12 protein-coding genes are annotated in these 18428 nt (G+C 70.4%); 7 read left to right on the top strand and 5 right to left on the bottom strand.

Annotated features, from left to right (window positions below; genetic code table 11):
* Positions 1–27 precede the first annotated feature (27 nt).
* The 3 genes from NR798_RS19215 (at position 28) to NR798_RS19205 (ending at position 4926) form a co-directional block, all read left to right on the top strand.
* The gene (locus NR798_RS19215) at positions 28–1101 is read left to right on the top strand and encodes an esterase/lipase family protein (protein WP_375772939.1); all 1074 of its coding nucleotides are present in this window, start codon (positions 28–30) and stop codon (positions 1099–1101) included.
* Between the two features lie 153 nt (positions 1102–1254).
* Positions 1255–4425 carry a BTAD domain-containing putative transcriptional regulator gene (locus NR798_RS19210; RefSeq protein WP_375772938.1) on the top strand — a complete coding sequence of 1057 codons (3171 nt, stop codon included), beginning with the start codon at positions 1255–1257 and terminating at the stop codon, positions 4423–4425.
* A 12-nt stretch (positions 4426–4437) separates the two neighbouring features.
* Positions 4438–4926 carry a response regulator gene (locus NR798_RS19205; RefSeq protein WP_047858281.1) on the top strand — a complete coding sequence of 163 codons (489 nt, stop codon included), beginning with the start codon at positions 4438–4440 and terminating at the stop codon, positions 4924–4926.
* Positions 4927–4930: 4 nt separating this feature from the next.
* On the opposite strand, the gene NR798_RS19200 is transcribed toward NR798_RS19205, so the two are convergent.
* Positions 4931–8092 carry an ATP-binding protein gene (locus NR798_RS19200; RefSeq protein WP_375772937.1) on the bottom strand — a complete coding sequence of 1054 codons (3162 nt, stop codon included), beginning with the start codon at positions 8090–8092 and terminating at the stop codon, positions 4931–4933.
* A 74-nt stretch (positions 8093–8166) separates the two neighbouring features.
* Between NR798_RS19200 and NR798_RS19195 the strand changes: the two genes are divergently transcribed.
* Positions 8167–10077 carry a tetratricopeptide repeat protein gene (locus NR798_RS19195; protein ID WP_375772936.1) on the top strand — a complete coding sequence of 637 codons (1911 nt, stop codon included), beginning with the start codon at positions 8167–8169 and terminating at the stop codon, positions 10075–10077.
* 15 nt (positions 10078–10092) lie between these two features.
* Here NR798_RS19195 and NR798_RS19190 read toward each other — a convergent pair whose 3' ends face one another.
* Positions 10093–11535 carry a hypothetical protein gene (locus tag NR798_RS19190; protein WP_375772935.1) on the bottom strand — a complete coding sequence of 481 codons (1443 nt, stop codon included), beginning with the start codon at positions 11533–11535 and terminating at the stop codon, positions 10093–10095.
* 384 nt (positions 11536–11919) lie between these two features.
* Here NR798_RS19190 and NR798_RS19185 point away from each other — a divergent pair, with 384 nt between their 5' ends.
* The 3 genes from NR798_RS19185 to NR798_RS19175 all read left to right on the top strand — a co-directional run bounded on the left by NR798_RS19185 (position 11920) and on the right by NR798_RS19175 (position 15701).
* Positions 11920–12909, top strand: coding sequence for a C39 family peptidase (locus NR798_RS19185; RefSeq protein ID WP_375772934.1), 990 nt, complete (start codon positions 11920–11922; stop codon positions 12907–12909).
* A 28-nt stretch (positions 12910–12937) separates the two neighbouring features.
* Positions 12938–14509 (top strand): N-acetylmuramoyl-L-alanine amidase, encoded by a 1572-nt coding sequence (locus NR798_RS19180; RefSeq protein ID WP_375772933.1) that lies wholly within the window; start codon positions 12938–12940, stop codon positions 14507–14509.
* Between the two features lie 70 nt (positions 14510–14579).
* Positions 14580–15701: a hypothetical protein gene (locus tag NR798_RS19175; protein WP_375772932.1), complete on the top strand. Its 1122-nt coding sequence runs from the start codon at positions 14580–14582 to the stop codon at positions 15699–15701.
* A 351-nt stretch (positions 15702–16052) separates the two neighbouring features.
* Here the strand turns inward: NR798_RS19175 and NR798_RS19170 are convergent, their stop codons facing one another.
* The 3 genes from NR798_RS19170 to NR798_RS19160 all read right to left on the bottom strand — a co-directional run bounded on the left by NR798_RS19170 (position 16053) and on the right by NR798_RS19160 (position 18072).
* Entirely contained in the window at positions 16053–16898 is an 846-nt protein-coding gene (locus NR798_RS19170; RefSeq protein ID WP_375772931.1) for a hypothetical protein, read from the bottom strand.
* A gap of 277 nt (positions 16899–17175) precedes the next feature.
* A complete protein-coding gene (locus NR798_RS19165) occupies positions 17176–17571 on the bottom strand; it encodes a hypothetical protein (protein WP_375772930.1) in 396 nt (131 codons plus the stop codon).
* Between the two features lie 48 nt (positions 17572–17619).
* Positions 17620–18072, bottom strand: coding sequence for a hypothetical protein (locus NR798_RS19160; protein ID WP_375772929.1), 453 nt, complete (start codon positions 18070–18072; stop codon positions 17620–17622).
* Between the last annotated feature and the right edge of the window lie 356 nt (positions 18073–18428).

Genomic DNA, 18428 nt, shown 5'->3' with positions numbered 1-18428 from the left:
AAGACTCACACTGTCATGGATTCGGGCATGCGCGTCTGGAGAGCGGCCCTGGCCCTGGTGGCCGCCGCGGCCCTGGGGGCCTGTGGTCCCATGGAGACCGGGGCGCCCGTGGAACTCGCGCCCGCCGAGTACGTGGAGCTCGCGCCCTCCGCGCCCGAGATGCTCGGCCTGGGCCCCCAGGCCTCGCCCGTGGGCGACGCCGCGCAGGAGGCGGAGCTCGAGCGCATCGTCTCCTCGCAGGCCGTCTCCACGCACTACATCCTCTTCATCCGCGGGTTGGATCCGTACTTCAACCGGGCCGCGTACGACAACGGCAACGTCCCGCAGGCCTGTGACGCCTACTGGAGCAGCGCCCTCCAGTTCTTCACCAACCGCGGGTGGGGTAGCCAGCTGCGCACCATCGGCATCTACAGCCGGCAGAGCGGCTGCTACGTCAACCTGGCCAACGTCGTCCCCAACCAGAGCAGCACCCTGAGCCTCATGCAGGGCTCCAGCCCCTTCACCAACGAGACGAGCATTGGCGCCCTGGGGCACCGGCTGGCGTGGTGGATCTACAACAACTACACCTCCAAGGGCCTGACGGTGAGCCTCGTGGGGCACTCCATGGGGGGGCTCGTGGCCCGTACCGCCGTGGGTGGCGCGAGCAAGCGTCTGAGCGGCTTCCCGCCGCCGTTGCTCGTCAAGGGCATGGTGCTGCTCGGCACGCCCAACAACGGCGCCTCCAGCTCCTACCTCGGCGGCCTCACGGGCTGCACCACGCAGTGCGCGCAGATGAACTCGGGCAGCACGTTCCTCAACAGCCTCAACAACGCGTGGGACACCGGCAACAGCGGCGTGTCCTACCGGCTGAACCTCATCGGCTCCAATGACTACGTGGTGGGCGACGTGCGCAGCGGCGCGTACGGCGGCACGGGCACCTCGCTGTACTTCATCAGCCCCGCCTACGACCACGGCAACATCCTCACGGACCAGGGCACCACCAGCGATGCGTCCATCGGCTACTGGACCGACCGCACCCAGGCGTACACGCTCAACCCGCCGAAGTACCAGGGCCAGCCCCGCTCGCTGACCTGGACGTACAACTGGGCCACGTCGCAGTAGTCACACGGAGTCCCGGGCGGACGGGGCTCCCGGGCCGCCCCGCCCCCGGCCATCGAGGTCTCGGCCCGTTCACCCTTCGCGAGGGAACCCTCCACTTCCGGTGAAGTCCGGAGAGATGCGACGAACCGGGATTGAGGTAGTGTGCGGCCTGCCATGGCTCCCCTGACCTTCCGCCTCCTGGGCCCCCTCGTCATCGAGCACAATGGTGGCGCGGTGGAAGTCAAACGCACCAAGGCCAGTGCGCTCGTCGCCTATCTGGCGAGCAACCCGCATCGTCATACGCGCAGCCACCTGGTGGGGCTGTTGTGGCCCGAGGTGGATGAGACGCGCGGGCTGGCGTCGCTGCGCAATACCTTGTGGGAGTTGCAACGGATTCTGGGTAACGGCTGGTTGCAGACGGATCGCACCGGGGTGCAGCTGTCCGCCGAGCCGGCGGTCTGGGTGGACGTGGCGCAGTTCCAGCGCCTCCTCAAGGATGCGGGAGCCCAGGGCCGGGGGGCGGAGCCCCCGCTGGAGGTGCTCGCCCAGGCGGTGGAGCTCTACCGGGGCCGCATGCTGGCGGGGCTCACCCTTCCGGGCTGCTCCGCCTTCGACGAGTGGTTGTCGCTGACCACGGAGCGCCACCACCTGATGGTGACGCAGGCGCTGGTGCGGCTGTCCAACACCTTCATCTCGCGCGGGCAGTGGGAGGAGGCGCTGCCCCATGCCCAGCGGCTCGTCGCGTTGGACTCCACCCATGAGGAGGCGCACCGCTCGTTGATCAAGCTGTACGCGTGGCTGGGCCGCTGGTCCGACGCGCTCCGGCAGTACCAGCTGTGCGTGGAGGTGCTGCGGCAGGAGCTGGACGTGACGCCGCAGGCGGAGACGAGCCGGCTGCTGGAGGCGCTCAAGGCGCGCGAGCTGGCCCCGCCACCGGGCGTGGGGGCCGCGGGCGGGAGCGTGCCCGTGAAGAAGGAGGAGCAGGCGCGGCCGTCCGTGGTGCTCCCCTCCCCGGCCACGCCGCTGTACGGGCGTGCCAGCGAGCTGGCGGCGCTGGTGAAGCGCCTGGAGGATCCGGCGTGCCGGCTGCTCACCCTCACCGGGCCCGGCGGCATCGGGAAGACGCGGCTGGCGCTGGAGGCCGCGCACCAGCTGGCCGGGACGTGGCGCGATGGGGTGCGCTTCGTCCCGCTGGCGGCGATGGACGAACCGAAGCGGCTGGCCCTCACGCTGCTGGAGGCGCTGGAGCTGTCCCCCTCCCAGGCCCCGCCGGAGGTGCAGCTGCGCGAGCACCTGCGCTCCCGGCGGATGCTGCTGCTCCTCGACAGCATGGAGCACCTGTTGGAGGCCACGCCGCTGCTGGCCGAGCTGATGGCGCACGCGCCGGGCCTCGAGCTGCTCGTCACCTCGCGCGAGCGGCTCAACCTGCGCGGCGAGTGGCTGCTGCCGCTGGACGGCCTGCAGCGCGAGTCGATGGAGCTCTTCGCGCTGCTGGCCGGGCGCGTGTCGGCCTCCTTCCAGCTCGGCCCGGACAACGAGGCGGCCGTGGCGCGCATCTGCCAGCTCGTCGAGGGCTCTCCGCTGGGCCTGGAGCTGGCCGCGGCCTGGGTGCCCTTCTTCTCCCCGGCGGAGCTCGTCACCCGCCTGGAGCAGAGCCTCGACTTCCTCGCCGCGCCCCGGGATGCCCCCGAGCGCCACCAGAGCCTGCGCGACACCTTCCTCCACTCCTGGCGGCTCTTGTCCGCCGAGGAGCAGGGGGTGCTGCGGCGGCTGTCCGTCTTCCGCGGGGGCATTGCGCTGGAGGCCGCCGCGGAGGTGGCCGGCGCGTCCCTGGCCACGCTCACCTCGCTGGTGCACAAGAGCCTGGTACGGCGCGCGGCCTCGGGCCGAGTGGAGCTGCACGGCCTGCTGCGCCAGTACGCCGCGGAGCAGCTGCGGGCCCTGCCCGAGGAGCACCACCAGACGCACCAGCGCCATGCCCGGCACTTCCTCGGACTGCTGGAGCGGCTGCACCCCCTGCTGCTGGGCGGCACGGCCCGGCAGGCCGAGGCCATGGCCGCCTTCGGGACGGAGCAGGAGGATCTGCGGGCCGCCGCGCGCTGGGCCTTCCAGAATGGCCACTGGGAGGTGATGGACCGGGGCCTGGAGGCGTTCTGCCTGGCGCGGGAGCTGCGCGGGCAGCCCCACCAGGCCTTCACCGGGCTGGTGGAGCTGACCGGCTTCCTGCGGCCGGTGGTGGACGTGAAGGCGCCCGGGCCGCTGCGGCGGCTGCTGGGCCGGGTGCTGGTGTGGCAGGCCCGCTTCGCCCTGAATGGCGCGGACTGCCCGCCCGCCACGGCGCTGGCCCGGGTGGAGGAGGGCCTGCTGCTGCTGGGTGAGGAGGGGGCCCGGGAGCACGTCACCCTGGGCCTGCTCACCGCGGGCCAGCTGGCGCTGCGGCAGGGCAATGTGCCCACCGCGCGCTGGTGCTTCCACGGCAGCCTGTCCCTGGCCCGGGCCAATGGGGACAGGCGCGCCACCGCCCTGGCCTTGAGCGAGCTGTCCGGGGTGGCCGCCCTCCGGGGCCAGCCCGTGCAGGCCCGGCGCCTGCTCTCCCGGAGCCTGGCCACCTTCCGGGTGCTCGGCGACGAGCGCCACGTGGCCACCTGCCTGGGCCGGCTCGCCACCCTCCTGCACACCCGCGGCGAGCTGGCGCAGGCCGCCTCCACCCTGCGTCAGGGCCTGAGCCTGCTGGAGGCCGCCGGGCTGCGGCTGCAGGCCGCGCCGCTGCGCGCCCAGCTCGCCGAGGTGCTGCTGCCGCTGGGCGCCGTGCAGGAGGCCCGCCAGCTGCTCGAGGCGGACCTGCACCTGGGGCGCGCGCTGGGCCATCCGGAGACGGTGGCCCAGGCCCTCCACGGGCTGGGGCTCGTGGCCGCCCACCAGGGGGAGGGGGCCCGCGCCCGGGGGCTGCTGGAGGAGGCGCTCGCCCTGCGGGGGCAGCTCAGCGCCCGCCGCGCCTATGCCGAGTCCCTCCAGGCCCTGGGCCGGCTGGAGCTGTCCCAGGGGGAGCTGCCCCGGGCCCGCGCCCGCCTGCGCGCCGCCCTCCAGGCCGCCACCGAGGTGGGCTCCCAGCCCCTCATCCTCGACGTGCTCTGCACCCTCGCCGAGCTGGCCCCCTCCAGCGGCGGGGAGCGGCTGCACCGCGCCACCCGCGCCCTGCTCGTCCACCCGCTCACCTCCCATGCCACGCGCCAGCGCGCCGCGGCCCTCCTTCCTCCCCAGGAGCTGCCTCCCGTCGCCGACTTCGCCCGGCCCCCGCTGCCCCAGCTGGTGGCAGACATGCTGGCGGCGGTGGGGATGGATTAATAAAAGAGCCTCATGGCCTTCAAACAGCTGGATGCGCTTCTGCAACAGGTGGTCGCCGCCCAGCGCGAGCAGGCCGAGCACCCGCGCATCGTCGTCGTGGACGATGATCCGGGCATGCGCCGCTCGCTGGAGACGCTGCTGCGGGGCCTCTACCAGGTGGTCCTCGCCAGCGGTGCCACCGAGGGCGTGGCCGCCGTGGATGGCGACACGTGCGCCGTGGTGCTCGACATCAAGATGAAGGGGTATGACGGCTTCTGGGCCAGCACGGAGATCCGCAAGAAGTACCCGGACGTGCCCATCATCTTCTATTCGGCTTGGCAGGACCTGAAGGACCCCTACGCCGTCATCAACGAGCACCACCCCTTCGGCTACCTGACGAAGGACGGGGACACGGCGCGGCTGCTGGACATGCTGGAGTCCGCGGTGCGCATGCACCGGATGACGCTCTACAACAAGAAGCTGGTGGACGGGCTGCTGCGCGCGCGCCGCGAGGAGGGGTGAGCCGTCACCCGGCCGCCGTGGGGGCGGCCGCGGCCGCGTGGGGCAGGAAGACGGAGAAGGTGGTGCCCCGCCCTGGCTCGGACTGGACGTCGATCCGCCCGCCGTACAGGGACACCAGGCGCGCGACCATGGCCAGCCCCAGCCCGGTGCCCGAGTGGGCCTTGGTGCTGAAGAAGGGCTGGAAGAGGTGGGCGCGGTGCTCCGGGGCGATGCCCACCCCCGAGTCCTCCACCCACAGCACACACGCCTCCCCCTCGCGGCACGCCTCCACCCGCAGGCGCCGCTCGCCCCCGCCGGGCTTGTCGTGCAGCGCGTCCAGCGCGTTGAGCACCAGGTTCTTCACGATGGAGTAGGCGTGCTCCTGCCGTCCCCGCCACTGACAGCCGTCGGGCACCCGCACCTCGAGGGCCACGTCCCCCAGGGCCTCGCGCGACTCGCCCAGCACCGCCTCCACCAGGGGCCCGAGCGCCACCGGCTCCTGGCCCGGCGTCTGCCGGCCGAGCTGCGCGTACTCCAATATCTGCCGGGTGATGGCCAGGCCCCGGCCGAGCGCCGAGTCCACGTCGTGCAGCACCGTGTCCAGCTCTTCCTGCCGAGCGTTCACCTCCTGGAGGCGCCGGGCCACGGAGGCATGCACGTCGGGGGGCAGCACGTCGCGCACCTCGAGGTAGAGGGCCATGAGCTGCTCGCTGGTGTCCGCCGGGAGGCTGGTGCCCTGGGGCCCGCGGTAGGCCCGGCCGATGAGCATCTTGGCCCCGGTGAGGGCGTTGCGCATCTCGTGGGCGAAGCCGCCGGCCATGCGCTGCTCGAGGGCGGCCTTCTCCAGGGCGAGCACGCGCTCCTGGGCGCGGGAGAGCTCGGCGGTGCGCTGGGAGACGAGCTGCTGGAGCTCGGCGTTGCGCCGCTGGAGGGCGCGCTGGCGCAGGCGGAAGCCGGACATGCCGGCCAGGCCCAGCAGCAGCAGGCCCCCGGCGGGCACCCAGGGCGAGCGCCACCAGGGAGGCCGCACGGTGAAGGAGAGGGAGGCCACGGGCCCCCAGGCGCCGTGGCGCAGGCGCGAGCGCACCTGCAGCTCGTAGGGGCCGGGGAGGAGGCCGGCGTGACGCAGGCGCGAGCCCGTCAGGGGGCGGAAGTCCTGCTCCAGGCCCACCAGCCGCGACTGGTGCTCCACCCCGTGCTGGCCGGAAAAGGTGAGGGCCGTCACCTCCAGCTCCAGGGGGCCGGCCTCGGCGGGCAGCACCAGCCCCGGGAGGGCCGGCTCCAGCGCATCGCCCGCGCCCAGGCGTGAGAGCAGCGTGGGAGGAGGTGCCGCCGGTCCGGCCTCCAGGTGGCCGAGGAACTGGCCCAGTCCCGTGCGGGTGCCCACCCAGACGGTGCCGTCCGGCTCGGCGAGCAAGGCGCGCGGGGCGCAGTCGTCCCCGGGCAGCCCGTCCGCCTGGGTGTGGCTGGCCTCGGGCGCGTCGGCCTCGCGCGACAGCACGTCCACGCCCCGGTCTCCTCCCACCCAGAGTCGGCCCCGGACGTCCTCACCCATGAGGTGCACGGCATTGCCGCGCAGCCCCGAGGCCCGGTCCAGGTGGCGCAGGCCCTCGAGGGAGGTGCCCCCGGGGCGGAAGCACGAGAGGCCCAGCGCGTCCTCGTAGGAGACACACAGCTCGCCGGAGTGGCGCGTGGCGAGCAGGCGCACCCACGTGGCACGCAGCCCCTGGGCCGAGGTGAAGCGCCGCGCGCCGCCCGGCTCCACGAGGAAGAGGCCGCGCACGGTGGCGGCCCACAGCCGGCCCTGGCCATCGCGCGCCAGGTCGTTCACCTGCGCCGGCTCCTCGTGGGGCATCAGCTCCACGGGGGCGAAGCGCACGTCCTTGCCGGTGACGGTGCCCCGGAAGAGCCCCGTGCTGGTGCCCACCCACAGGGTGGAAGGCGGCTCCCAGGCGAGCGCCTGCACCACGGCGTCCCGCAGGCCCTGGGCCCGTCCCAGGCGCAGCACCTCGCCCGTGCCCGGCTCGTAGCGCCACACCTCGCGGTCCGCGGCCAGCCACAGCGCGTCCCCGGAGGCCGGGAGGATGCGGCGCACGGCGGTGTCGCGCAGCGGGGCCTCCAGTTGCCAGCCCTCGGCGGTGGCGCGCGCGAGGCCTCGCGGGGTGCCCACCCACAGCCCTCCCTGGGCGTCGCGCTCCAGGGCCCACGGTGTCTCCGAGGGCAGGCCCTGGCGCTGTCCATGCCGGCGCCACAGTCCCCGTCCCGCGAGCCGGAAGAGTCCCGCGCCTCCCGCCACCCACGGCGAGCCCTCCCGGTCCACGAAGACGTGGCTCCACCACCCCGGGGGCAGGCCCTCCACCCGGCGCACGTGCTCGCCCTCCTGGTGGAAGAGGCCCTGGTTGCCGGCCCACCAGAGCGCGCCGCGCGCGTCCAGCGCGGTGGAGACGCCCAGCAGCTCGTTGCCCACGGAAGGCCCCGGCTCGAAAGCCCGCGCGCCCGGCCGCAGCACCCAGGTGCCCCGCGAGCCCCACGTCCACACCCGGCCCTCTCCGTCCCGCGCCACGCCCACCAGCTGCTCCCGGGGCAGGCCCTCGGCGGCACCCCACGTCCGCCACGAGCCGTCCGGGCCGCGCTGGTGCAGGGCGCCCAGGGCGGCGACGTACAACTCGCCCGAGGCATCCACCCACAGCGCCCGGGGCAGCTCGCCCGTCCACGCGGCCTCCGGCTCGCAGCACCCGGCCTCCTCGCGCAGCCGGAAGAGGCCCCGCGAGGTGAGCAGCCAGGCCTGGCCCTGGCCGTCCAGGGCGAAGTCCTGTCCCGGCCACCCCACCCGGGAGGGCAGCTCGAAGCGCTGCCACTGTCCCCGCCGCCAGCGCGACAGCGTGTCCGCCGCCAGGCACCAGACGTCCCCCCCGGGGCCGGCCACCAGCTCGCGGATGCCCGAGAGACACGCCTCCTCGGCGCCGGGGACGCGCTGGAAGTGGCGCCCGTCGAAACGGTACAGCCCCGCGTGGGTGGCCACCCAGAGGTAGCCCTCGCTGTCCTGGGTGACGACGTCCACCCTCCCCGGCTCCGGCAGCTCCACGCCGACGAAGGGCAGCTCGCCCCGGGGCAGCCCTTCCCGGGCCCACGCTCCGGAGACGGGCCACACCCCGCACAGCAGCAGCCACACCACCCGCCATTGCATGCCGCCACGCTACCACCTCCGTGCACCCCACGCCGGCCCCCCGGAGTGGCTCCTACATGGGAGGAAGGGCTTCAATGGCCGCATCACGAGGTGAGCACGGCATGGAGACACGGCGGAGTCCTGGGGTGGAGGCACCGCGTCCGGCGGGCGGACGGAGGCCGTGGCGGGCCCTGGGCGTGGTGGCGCTCCTGGTGCTGGCGGGCGGCGGGGCGGTGTGGCTGGCGCACGGGCCCCAGCGCTCGTGCGAGGGCGCGGAGCGCGCGTTGGAGGGCGTCTGGGACGCGCCGCGCAAGGAGGCCATCCACCGGGCCTTCCTGGCCACGCGCAAGCCGTACGCGGAGACGGCGTGGCGCGGGGTGGACGCGGGGCTGGAGCGCTACATGGGCGCCTGGACGCGGATGCACCGCGACACCTGCGAGGCCACGCGGGTGCGAGGGGAGCAGTCCGAGCAGGTGATGGAGCTGCGGATGCAGTGCCTGGAGCGGCGGCGCGTGGAGGTGAAGGCGCTGGCCGAGGTGCTGGCCCAGGTGGATGGGCAGGGGCTGGCCCAGGTGAGCCAGGTGATGGAGCGGCTCATCCCGCTGGCCTCGTGCGCGGACGGGCCCCACCTGGCGGCGCGGGAGCGGTTGCCGGAGGACCCGACGGTGCAGGCGAAGCTGGAGGAGTTGCAGGGGCGGCTGGCCCAGGTGCGCGCCCTCTTCGTTGCGGGCCACACCGCGCGGGGGCTGGAGCAGGCGCGGGCCCTGGCGGAGGCCGCCGAGGCCACTGGCTTCCGGCCGTTGATGGCCGAGGCCTGGCTGGTGCTGGCGCGGCTGCAGCACTCGGCGTCGGACGTGCCGGGGGCGGTGGAGAGCGCGCACCGCTCGGCCCGGGCCTTCCTGGCCAGCGGGCAGATGGTGGGCATGGTGCACGCGTGGTTCGAGCTCGTCACCGCCCTGCAATTCCAGGGGCACCAGACGGCGACGGAGCAGGAGCAGTGGTTGCAGTACCTGGACGAGGCCATCCTCGCGGCGGGCAACCCTCCGGGGCTGCGCGCGGAGTACGAGCGGCGGCTGGCCTACATCCGCACGCTGCAGGGCGGGTACGCGCAGGGGCTGGAGCACGCGAGGAAGGCGGTGGCGCTGCTGGAGGGCCAGGGGGGCCCGGAGAGCGTGGAGCTGTCCAACGCGCTCCTCGAGCAACTCCGGGCGGGGGCGTTGGTGGGACAGTACGAGGAGGCGATGGCGGCGGGGCAGCGGGCGCTGGCCTTCTGGAAGACGACGGTGGGGCTGGAGCATCCCTCGACGATGCGGGTGCTCAGCGTCATCGGGGTCATCCAGGCGATGACGTGGCACCTGGCCGACAGCTCGGCCACGTACGAGCAGATGCTGGCCATCATGAGGCGCATGCCGGACACGGACCACATCGAGCTGGTCGCCGCGCTCAACAACCTGGCCGTCATCTACGTCGAGCAGGGGCGGCATGCCGAGGGCGAGCCGCTGCTGGAGCAGGCGTTGGCCATCCTCGACGAGCACCAGACGCGCGGGAGCCTGCACGGCGTCATCTGCCTGCAGAGCCTGGCGGAGTCGAAGTCCATCCGGGGTGACCATGCCGGGGCGCTGAAGCTGGCGCGCGAGTCCCAGGCGTTGGCGGAGAAGGGGGTCTCCCCCCAGCATCTGGTCCGGGCCATCGTGCTGACGACGCTGGGGGACGCGGAGCTGGAGGCGGGCAGTGCCGCGCGGGCCCAAGAGGTGCTCGAGCAGGCGGTGCGGCAGTTGGAGCCGCTGTCCACCCATCCCAAGGAGAAGGGGCACGCGCGCTTCGCGCTGGCGCGGGCGCTCGAGGCACGGGGGGTGGACCGTCCGCGCGTGCTGACGCTGCTCGCGCAGGCGCGGAAGGACCTGGAGGAAGCGGGGGCGCCCGCGGGACGGCTGCGGGCGTCGTGGGAGGCGTGGGTGAAGGCCCGCCGGTTGGAGACGTCGCCGGAGCTGCAGGCGCCCCGGTGACGTCTCGGTGCCGCACTACCGCACCTGGATGGCGTCGGCGACGACGTAGTAGCCGGAGGTGGTCCAGCGGCTGAGCTGGACCTTGTTCCAGCCGGCCGGGAAGCTCCAGGTGCCCAGCGTGTTCCACTGGCTGCCGTTGAGCTGCTGGTTCACGTTCACCGTGCCCAGGTTGTTTCCGTTGGCGTCGATGATGACGAAGGGCGCGGTGGTGGAGCGGTTGGAGGCCGCCACCCACCAGGCGTCGATCGTCCGGGTGCCCGCCGCCGCCATGTAGAAGTTGAACACGAACGGGTCGGAGATCGCGGCCGTGGTGGCCGTGTAGTAGTTGTTGCCGTAGAAGCCGGTGTTGGCGCCCACGGTCCAGTTGGCCGACACCTGGACGGAGGCCTTGGTGCTGTCGTTGTTGGCGTTGTTGCTATCGACGACCAGGCCGACGGTGGGGGGTGAGCCGCCCGTGGTCCACAGGTACGTCACGGTCATCCAGTCGTTGTCGCTCAGCCCCAGGTCCGTCCAGAACGTCCCATCCGCGATGTCGATGCCCGCGGGGTTGGCCGGCCGGCGGCCGAACTGATCCAACCCGCCGTTGTAGCCATCCTGGTACGCGGCCTGGGCCTCGGGCTTGCCCTGCGGCAGGTCCTTCCACATCTCGCGGATGCTGGAGGCATTCCAGTAGTCATCCTTCGTGTTCCACGGGCCCACGTCCCACACCGAGGTGGTCGCGCACTTGGACGTCCTCGTGGAGCACAGCTTCACCTGGTACTCGGTGCCACCGTTGCTCGCGAGCGCCCGGCGCGAGGGCAGCGCCACGAAGCGGTCATAGCTCTTGATGACGTGGCCGTTGGCCGTCGTGCCGCCCACTAGGCCCTCGCGCGTGCCATAGACGCGGTACGTCAACGGAGTGGCCAGCGTGGCGAGCTGCTGGGAGGTGCCGCCTTCCAGCGAGCCCTCCAGCTTCACCTCTTGCACCACGGGACCCCGGCCGTGCTCATCCGCCACCAGCGCGAGCCGCACCTGCACCTCCGTGCCGGCCCAGGGCAGGCGCACGGCCTCCCCCGCGCTGGAGATGCTCCACTCGCTCCAGCCGCCGTTGGCCGAGCGCACGCGCACGTCCACCTCGACGCTCGTCCCAAAGGAGCGCTGCGCCCGGAGCAGCGGCCGCACCGTGTCCACGGGCCGCTCCAGCCGGCGAGCCGGGAAGGTGTAGAGCCCCGTCAGGGTGCGCAGCCCCTCGCGCCGGCGCATCACGTTGTAGGGCTCGAACACCAGCCCCTCCTGGGTACGCACCAGCTCGCCCGTGCCCTGTCCGGTGCCGAGCGCCTCCGTCCACGCCAGCGCCCCCGTGGAAACACGGAGAGACTCCGTGGCGGGCTGCTGGGAGGGCTCCGCCAGCGCGGCACCTCCCGCCAGCGAGACTCCCAACATCATCGTCATGACCGTCGACCGCACCTTCGCGTGCATGGCTCGGCTCCTTGGACTGCTCGTCATTGTGGGTGAAATACTTTCAGGACGCTGAACAACCCAACATCCGCTGATTTCCAGAATAGCGCCCGAACACCCTTTGTCTCTCAAAAATATGCCTTTTCCTGACGCGCACCGTCCGCCGCGGTTCGCGATCCAATTCCTGACGCTGGAATGACGGGGAATGACGATGCGCTGACGATGGGCTGACGCCGCGTCATTCACAATTCCTCTCATGCTGAATCGCAATGACTCACCCAAAGTGGTCATCATGGAAATCAAAATAAAAGAGGACTTCCGGGCGAATTGCTGGCATGAGGGACCGCGAAATCACGAAGTAGACCAGGACGCAGGCATCCGAGCCGCGTCCGGAGGAAAGCAAACATGAGAGCAATGATTGTCGCCCTGGCCGGAGCGCTGGCCGTGCTGTCCGCGTGTGGTCCGGAGCCCCTGGCGCAGGAGGCCGGCGAGATCGGCGTGGAGGCGCAGGCGCTGCCCACCAGCACCAACGTGTTCTGCCCGGCGGGCTTCACGTTCGACGCGACCTACCGGCTGTGCGTGTCGTCCACCGAGGCCGTGGGCCCGTTCACGCAGAGCATGGTGAGCACCTGTCAGGCCAACGGCGGCGGCACGGGCTGTACCGCCAGCCGCTGGGCGGTCAGCTTCGCCCGCTCCATCCGTGGCACCGGCAGCTGCATGCCGGGCTCGGTGCTGGACACCTCCATCGACGCCTGTGTGGAGGGCACCAATGCCTTCGGCCCCTTCTCCGTGAGCCAGGTGAATGCCTGCAAGAGCGTGGGCGGAGGCACGGCCTGTGAGAGCATGCGCATCGCCAAGGGGCTGCTGCCCGTCGTGGCCACGGCCAACCCGCTGACGGTCCCCTACTTCTACCAGTACTTCAACACCTACGAGCCCTCGGCCACCTGCGGCATCACCTCGGGCTCCATGCTGCTCAACTACTACAACAAGGGCGTCACCCCGGACGGGCTCTACACGCGCTTCGGCAAGGCCCAGGGCCAGTCCCCCTCGGGACTCGCGTCCATCTACACCCAGTACGGTCTGGCCTCGCAGTACACCTACTCCGGCACCGAGGCGATGATCAAACGGCAGATCGACGCCGGCCGCCCCGTGGTCATCCACGGCTACTTCACCAGCGCGGGCCACATCATGGTGGTCATCGGCTACAACAGCACGGGCTGGGTGATGAATGATCCCTCGGGCCTGTGGGCGGGCTGCTACGGCTGTGGCTATCCGAACCGCACCTCCACCAATGGCCGCGGCGTGACCTACTCGTACAGCTCGGTCCGCTCGGCGGCCGGTCCGGACGGCAACTACTGGCTGTCCACCGCGGATACCTCGTCGTTCTCCCTGTAATCCCTCGTCCAAGGAAGAGGTCCAAGCCATGCGTTTGAATCAGACGATGTCCGCGGCCCTGGCCGCGCTGGCCCTGTCCGCCTGTGGCGCGCCGGGCTCCGAGGCCGGGCAGCCGGTCAACACCCCCCCGGAGGCGCGGGAGCAGCAGGCCCTGGACGGGCTGTTCGCGCAGGCGGCGGCGGAGTTCGGCGTGCCCGCGGACCTGCTCAAGGCCGTCTCCTACGTGGAGACGCGCTGGGAGATGGTGCGGGGCGGGCAGGAGTTCGAGGGACGGGCTCCCGCGTATGGCCTGCTGGCGCTGCGCGGTGCGGCGCTGGAGCGGGCGGCGGAGCTGGCGGGGGTGACGGTGGAGGAGGCGCGCACCCAGCCGCTGGCGCACCTGAGGGCGGGCGCGGCCCTGCTGCGCTCGCACGCGGACGAGCTGGGCGTGGACCGGACGGACCTGGGCGCGTGGGCCCCGGCCGTGGCCCGCTTCAGTGGAATCGAGCACGCGGAGGCGCGCGCCCAGTACATCCACTCGGAGGTGTACGACGTGCTGCGCAAGGGCGCCGTGGCCTACGGGCCCGGAGAGCAGGTGCGGGTGTCGCTCCTGCCCACCCAGGCCCAGGCCCGGTATGACATGCCCTCGGTGCGGGCGATGGCGGCGGGCCCGGACTATGCGTCCTCCATCTGGCGGGCCTCGCCCAACTACAACACGCGCTCGGGCTACTCGCCGCAGATGATCGTCATCCACACCTGTGAGGGTGCCTACTCCGGGTGCTGGAGCTGGCTGGCCAACTCGTCCGCCCAGGCGAGCGCCCACTACGTGGTGAACGAGTCGGGCACGGAGATCTCCCAGCTCGTGCGCGAGGCGGACCGCGCCTGGCACGTGGCGGCGTCCTATGACTGCGGCCTCAACGGCTCGGTGAAGTGCAACCTCAACGGCGTGTCCGTCAACCACTTCTCCGTGGGCATCGAGCACGGCGGCTACGCCAGCCAGACGTCCTTCCCCACGGGGCAGATCGACGCCTCGGCGAAGCTCTCGTGCGACATCGCGCGTGACAACAACATCACCCGAGACAGCTACCACATCGTCTCGCACGGGCGCCTGCAGCCGGCCACCCGCACGGATCCCGGCCCCAACTGGCCGTGGAGCACGTACCTGAGCAAGATCAACAGCTACTGTGGCGCCGTGCCCACCGTCGGCCTCGTCGTGGACAGCAACAACGCCAACAACGACAGCACCAAGGGCTCCGTCCAGATGTCGGCCAACTGGGCTGTCGGCGCCAACGCCGGCTACTACGGCAACAACTACTACACGGCCACCACGGCCGCGGTCTCCGACCCGTTCGTGTTCAGCTTCTACCTGGCGGCGGCGGGCACCCGGACGATCGACGCCTGGTGGGTGGCGGCCTCCAACCGCTCCACCACCGCGCCCTTCGTCATCATCGACGCCAACGGCAACAACCTGGGCACGGTGAGCGTGAACCAGCAGCTCAACGGCGGCCAGTGGAACACGCTGGGCACCTGGAGCTTCCCGGCCGGCTGGAACAAGGTCCAGCTCAGCCGCTGGACCACCTCCGGCTTCTACGTCGTCGCCGACGCCATCCAGGTGCGCTGAGCGCTTCAGCCGGGCCGCCCCACCCTTCCCGGGGCGGCCCGGGCCCCTTCACCCTTACAAAGGATTTCTCATGAAGAACCCTCTGATTGGGGCACTGGCCGCCCTGGGCGTGGTGCTGGGAGTGGGCCTGCCCTCTGGCGCGCACGCGGCCGTGCCCTTCGACTGCCGCACCCTGGACTTCGGCATCTACTGGTACGGCCTGGGCAACGCTTCCCAGAAGGCCGTCCCCGGTGTCTACAACCCCTACTTCAACGCCGCCAAGCCCACCGTCATCTACGTGCACGGCTGGCAGAAGGACGGCGTCCTCAACGGCAAGCGCGAGACGTTCAACTACGCGGAGAATGATCCCACGTACGGCGTCAACGTGAACATGGCCGACGCGTGGATCAACGCGGGCTGGAACATCGGCATCTTCTACTGGAACCAGTTCGCGGACGAGCCCGAGGTCAAGAACGCGGAGACGAAGATCTGGACCGGCACGGGTCCGCAGGCCATGCGCTGGCGCCAGTGCGACGGCACCTACACCACCACGGGCGCTCCCACGGTGAGCGCCGCGCAGCTGTTCTACAACGCCATCACCGCCAACATGGCCAACTTCAGCGGCCCGCACCTGCGCATCGTCGGCCACTCGCTGGGCTCGCAGATGGCCCACCGCACCAGCATCATGTTGAGCGACAACGTGGTGGCCGGGCGGATCAACTCGCGCCTGCAGCCCACCCGCGTGGCGCTGATGGACCCGTTCTGGTCCAAGGACGGCAAGACCTACCTGGGTGGCCGCTGGACGGGCGAGGTGGCGCGCGAGCAGATCAACACCCTGAAGACCCGCGGCGTCATCTTCGAGCGCTACAAGTCCTCCAACATCAATGACCTCTTCATCGGGGACTCGAACCTGCCGCTGACGACGATGATCGGCCAGACGGAGCTCATCCCCCAGTGGATTCCCAACACGAACCAGGGGGCGCGCCACGTGGCGGCCTACAACATGTACTTCCGCTCGTTCGCCTACAGCGCGCCCGTCGAGTGCTTCGACACCTCCACGGGGGGCTACAGCTGCACGGGCACCGCGGCCTCGGCCAAGACGACGGACGTGCGGACGCAGGAGATGATGAACTCCTCGTACACCTGGTACCAGTCCGCCGGCATGAGCACGGAAGTGCCGAGCGACAACATGTTCTGGCGGCAGGCGCGCTGAACCGAGGGGCGCGGGGCCCTCATGCGGAGTGGGACGAACGCCCCCCGGATGAAGGCCCTGGCTCCCCGGGCGGCTCAGCGGGGCTCGGAGCCGCCATCCCCGTCCAGGCTGGTGACAGGAGCGCGCGGCACCGCGACGGGCAGAAGACATTTCAGGCGTCAACTCCCCTGACACAGGGGGGTCTCTCCTCCTTCTCTCTTCGCCGGGCTGCTGATGGAATCCTGGCCACGATCATGGGCCTCTCCATCACTCTGCGCGCTCACCCGGGCCCACTTCTCCCTCGTCCAGCGTGCTCGGTAACACGAGCGGGCGTTTAGCACCGAATGTCGAGTGCAGAGGAACAGTGCAGGGTCACCGGCGTCGTGAGCGCGAGGGCGGATCTCGGTCGCCATAAAGAACGAAGGCGGGGCTGAGAGGCAGGGGGGCGTGCGGGATGAGCGTCTCGACGAGGAAGCCATTGTCGCAGTACTCCGCGGCCTCGCCGCCGAACACCAGGCGCACTGCTTCCGCCTTCACGTCCCCGCTCAGGAACGAGGCGTCCTGGCCAGCCACCATCGCGAGCACCACGTGGGCCGGGTGGGCGCGCCACCAAGTGAGGGGCCCTCCAGGGTACTGGCGCGTGAATGTCTCTCCGCCCACGGCCGCGAGCCAGGCTCGGAGCGCCTCCTCCTCTGGCCCCGAAGAGGTTATCTCTGACACCCAGAGATCCGGCCAGCGCTCCCGAGCGAGCCGGGCTGCCGGGCCCGGGTCGACGCGTCGGAAGCACACCTCCAGCCGCTCCATGGGCGGCTCCGCTCCTCGCCACAGGCGCTGCCAGTTGTGGCTGCCGCCCAGGCCCGACTGCTCGAAGCCCCCCTGCGCATCCGCCTCGAACAGGAACTCCCCGGTGCTATCGTAGAGGTTGTACTGGAAACCCACCGTGCCGAGCTGCTCGGTGAGGCGCGCCAGGAGCGGTGCCTCCCCTTCCATGAGCAGTTCGTAGGGTGCGCTCCGCAGGGCGCACCAGCTCGGCGAGGCGAGAAAGCCCGCGAGGCCCCAGCGGGGGACGTCCTCGCCATGCCCGTACTGCATCGGATCGTAGGGCTCGGGCGTGCGCGGCGGGGGACGCACCTGGTGGCGCCCGGCCTCCTTGAGCAGACGCTCCACCGCCGTTTCGAGCCGTCCGAGATCCGCCGTCTGCACGAAGGCGACGTTCATCCATTTTCCCATGGGACACCTCGGCTTTCCCCGGCCGCCCCACCCGCCGGGCCGAGGACCAGGAGTCTGGCGTCAACAGACCGGAAAGTCGAAGTCGAACGTCCTCCTGCGCCGCGGGTGTTCCGTCATTCCCGCCCGGTGGAGGTTTGCCAGCAGGAAGCGCGGGAGGCGCGAGCCGAGGCCCGGCAATGCCGCGGGGCATGTTTGACGCCGGGTTGATGACGAAAACGGCGTCCGCTCCGTAGTCCTCAGTGTCATTCCCGTAGGTTTGAATTGCCTACTTGGAATCCTCCCCCGATTCGTCTTCCTCCACCTCTTCGTCTTCAAGAGGTGCGCTCATGAACGTAAACCTCCCAGGCAATCGAACGACCATGAAACCCTTGCCAGCGATCCTGACGCGCTCTGCGTCCTCTGCCTTCCCGCTGGCCAGCCATTTGTCTGCCTCTTCCCGTGTTGCAAAATCATGGGAGACTTTGAGCTTGAATGAGGGGTCAAAGAACTCTTTGTAGAACCTGCGGAAGTCATCCTCTTTCCGGATGTGGCGAGGGTAGACCAATGCGATCTGCGCGAGTTCGATTACGTCCCTCTCCGGGGAGCCCTCTGGATGCTTCTGGCTAATGGCGTTAAGAGCACTGAGGATTGCGTCTGTGTCGAAATCTGGAATAAGGGGCATGGCGGCGCCGAGCCTTTCGGCTTCTGTTTTTTGGATGCAACGTTTAGCTTAGATGGGAACAAGAAAGAGCGCGCCGCCGACCATAGCAATGACAAAGCCTACTCCGGCCACAACCACATGGGTTCCAGGTGGCGCCTCGGGCGTGTGTTCTTTGAGCCAGTCGAGCGCTTTGTCGATGTTAGGAAATTGAAGCTTCTTGCTCTGTGCTTCCTGCCTCTCCAACTCCTCCATTTTCTTGACGCAATCCATATATTCGTTGAGGCATGTTGTGGTGCAGTGCTCCTTATGCTTGCCCGAGTGCTTAGGTATGGAGGGGATCTCCGGCTTGCGCCTCATGCACTTGGTGTAGCACTGTTTTTGTAGCTCGTTGCAGTATGCCTCTGCGCCAGCGCCGCCGATCCCACGTGCATCTTCTTGGAAGTTGATGCTGCTTGCGTCCTCGGCAATCAGGTACATCTTGCGCTCGGGCACTTGCGTGTGGGCGCATCCGAGGTTTGCCATTGCCACCGCTACTAGCAGCGCCACCAATCGTGTTGGACCTACTGGGTGCATCGCCTTGTCCCTCAGTGCTTCGCTGCGTTACCTGCCTGCACTCCCGTTCAATCTCGGCTGAGTGGACGAGTCCCAAGGCAGCAGAGCGATTCCCCGTGCTGTCCGGCTGTGGAGATCCGAGGTTTCGAGCATCGAGCAACCCTGTCCGGCCTTCCCTATTTACCCGGGGGTTCAGCTTGCCGACCCGCCTACTTGCCATAGCGGGTCAGGCGCGTCGGTTTTCGGACGCTAGAAGTCAGTCGGGAGGGTGATGGATGACCCTGCGGGTTGGTTGTCCCTCGGGGGGCAGTACGGCCACCAGGGCA

Source organism: Archangium gephyra, assembly GCF_042230915.1.
Lineage (GTDB): Bacteria > Myxococcota > Myxococcia > Myxococcales > Myxococcaceae > Archangium > Archangium gephyra_B.
Note: the sequence above shows the minus strand (reverse complement) of the source record. Positions and strands in the feature narration are given on the sequence as shown.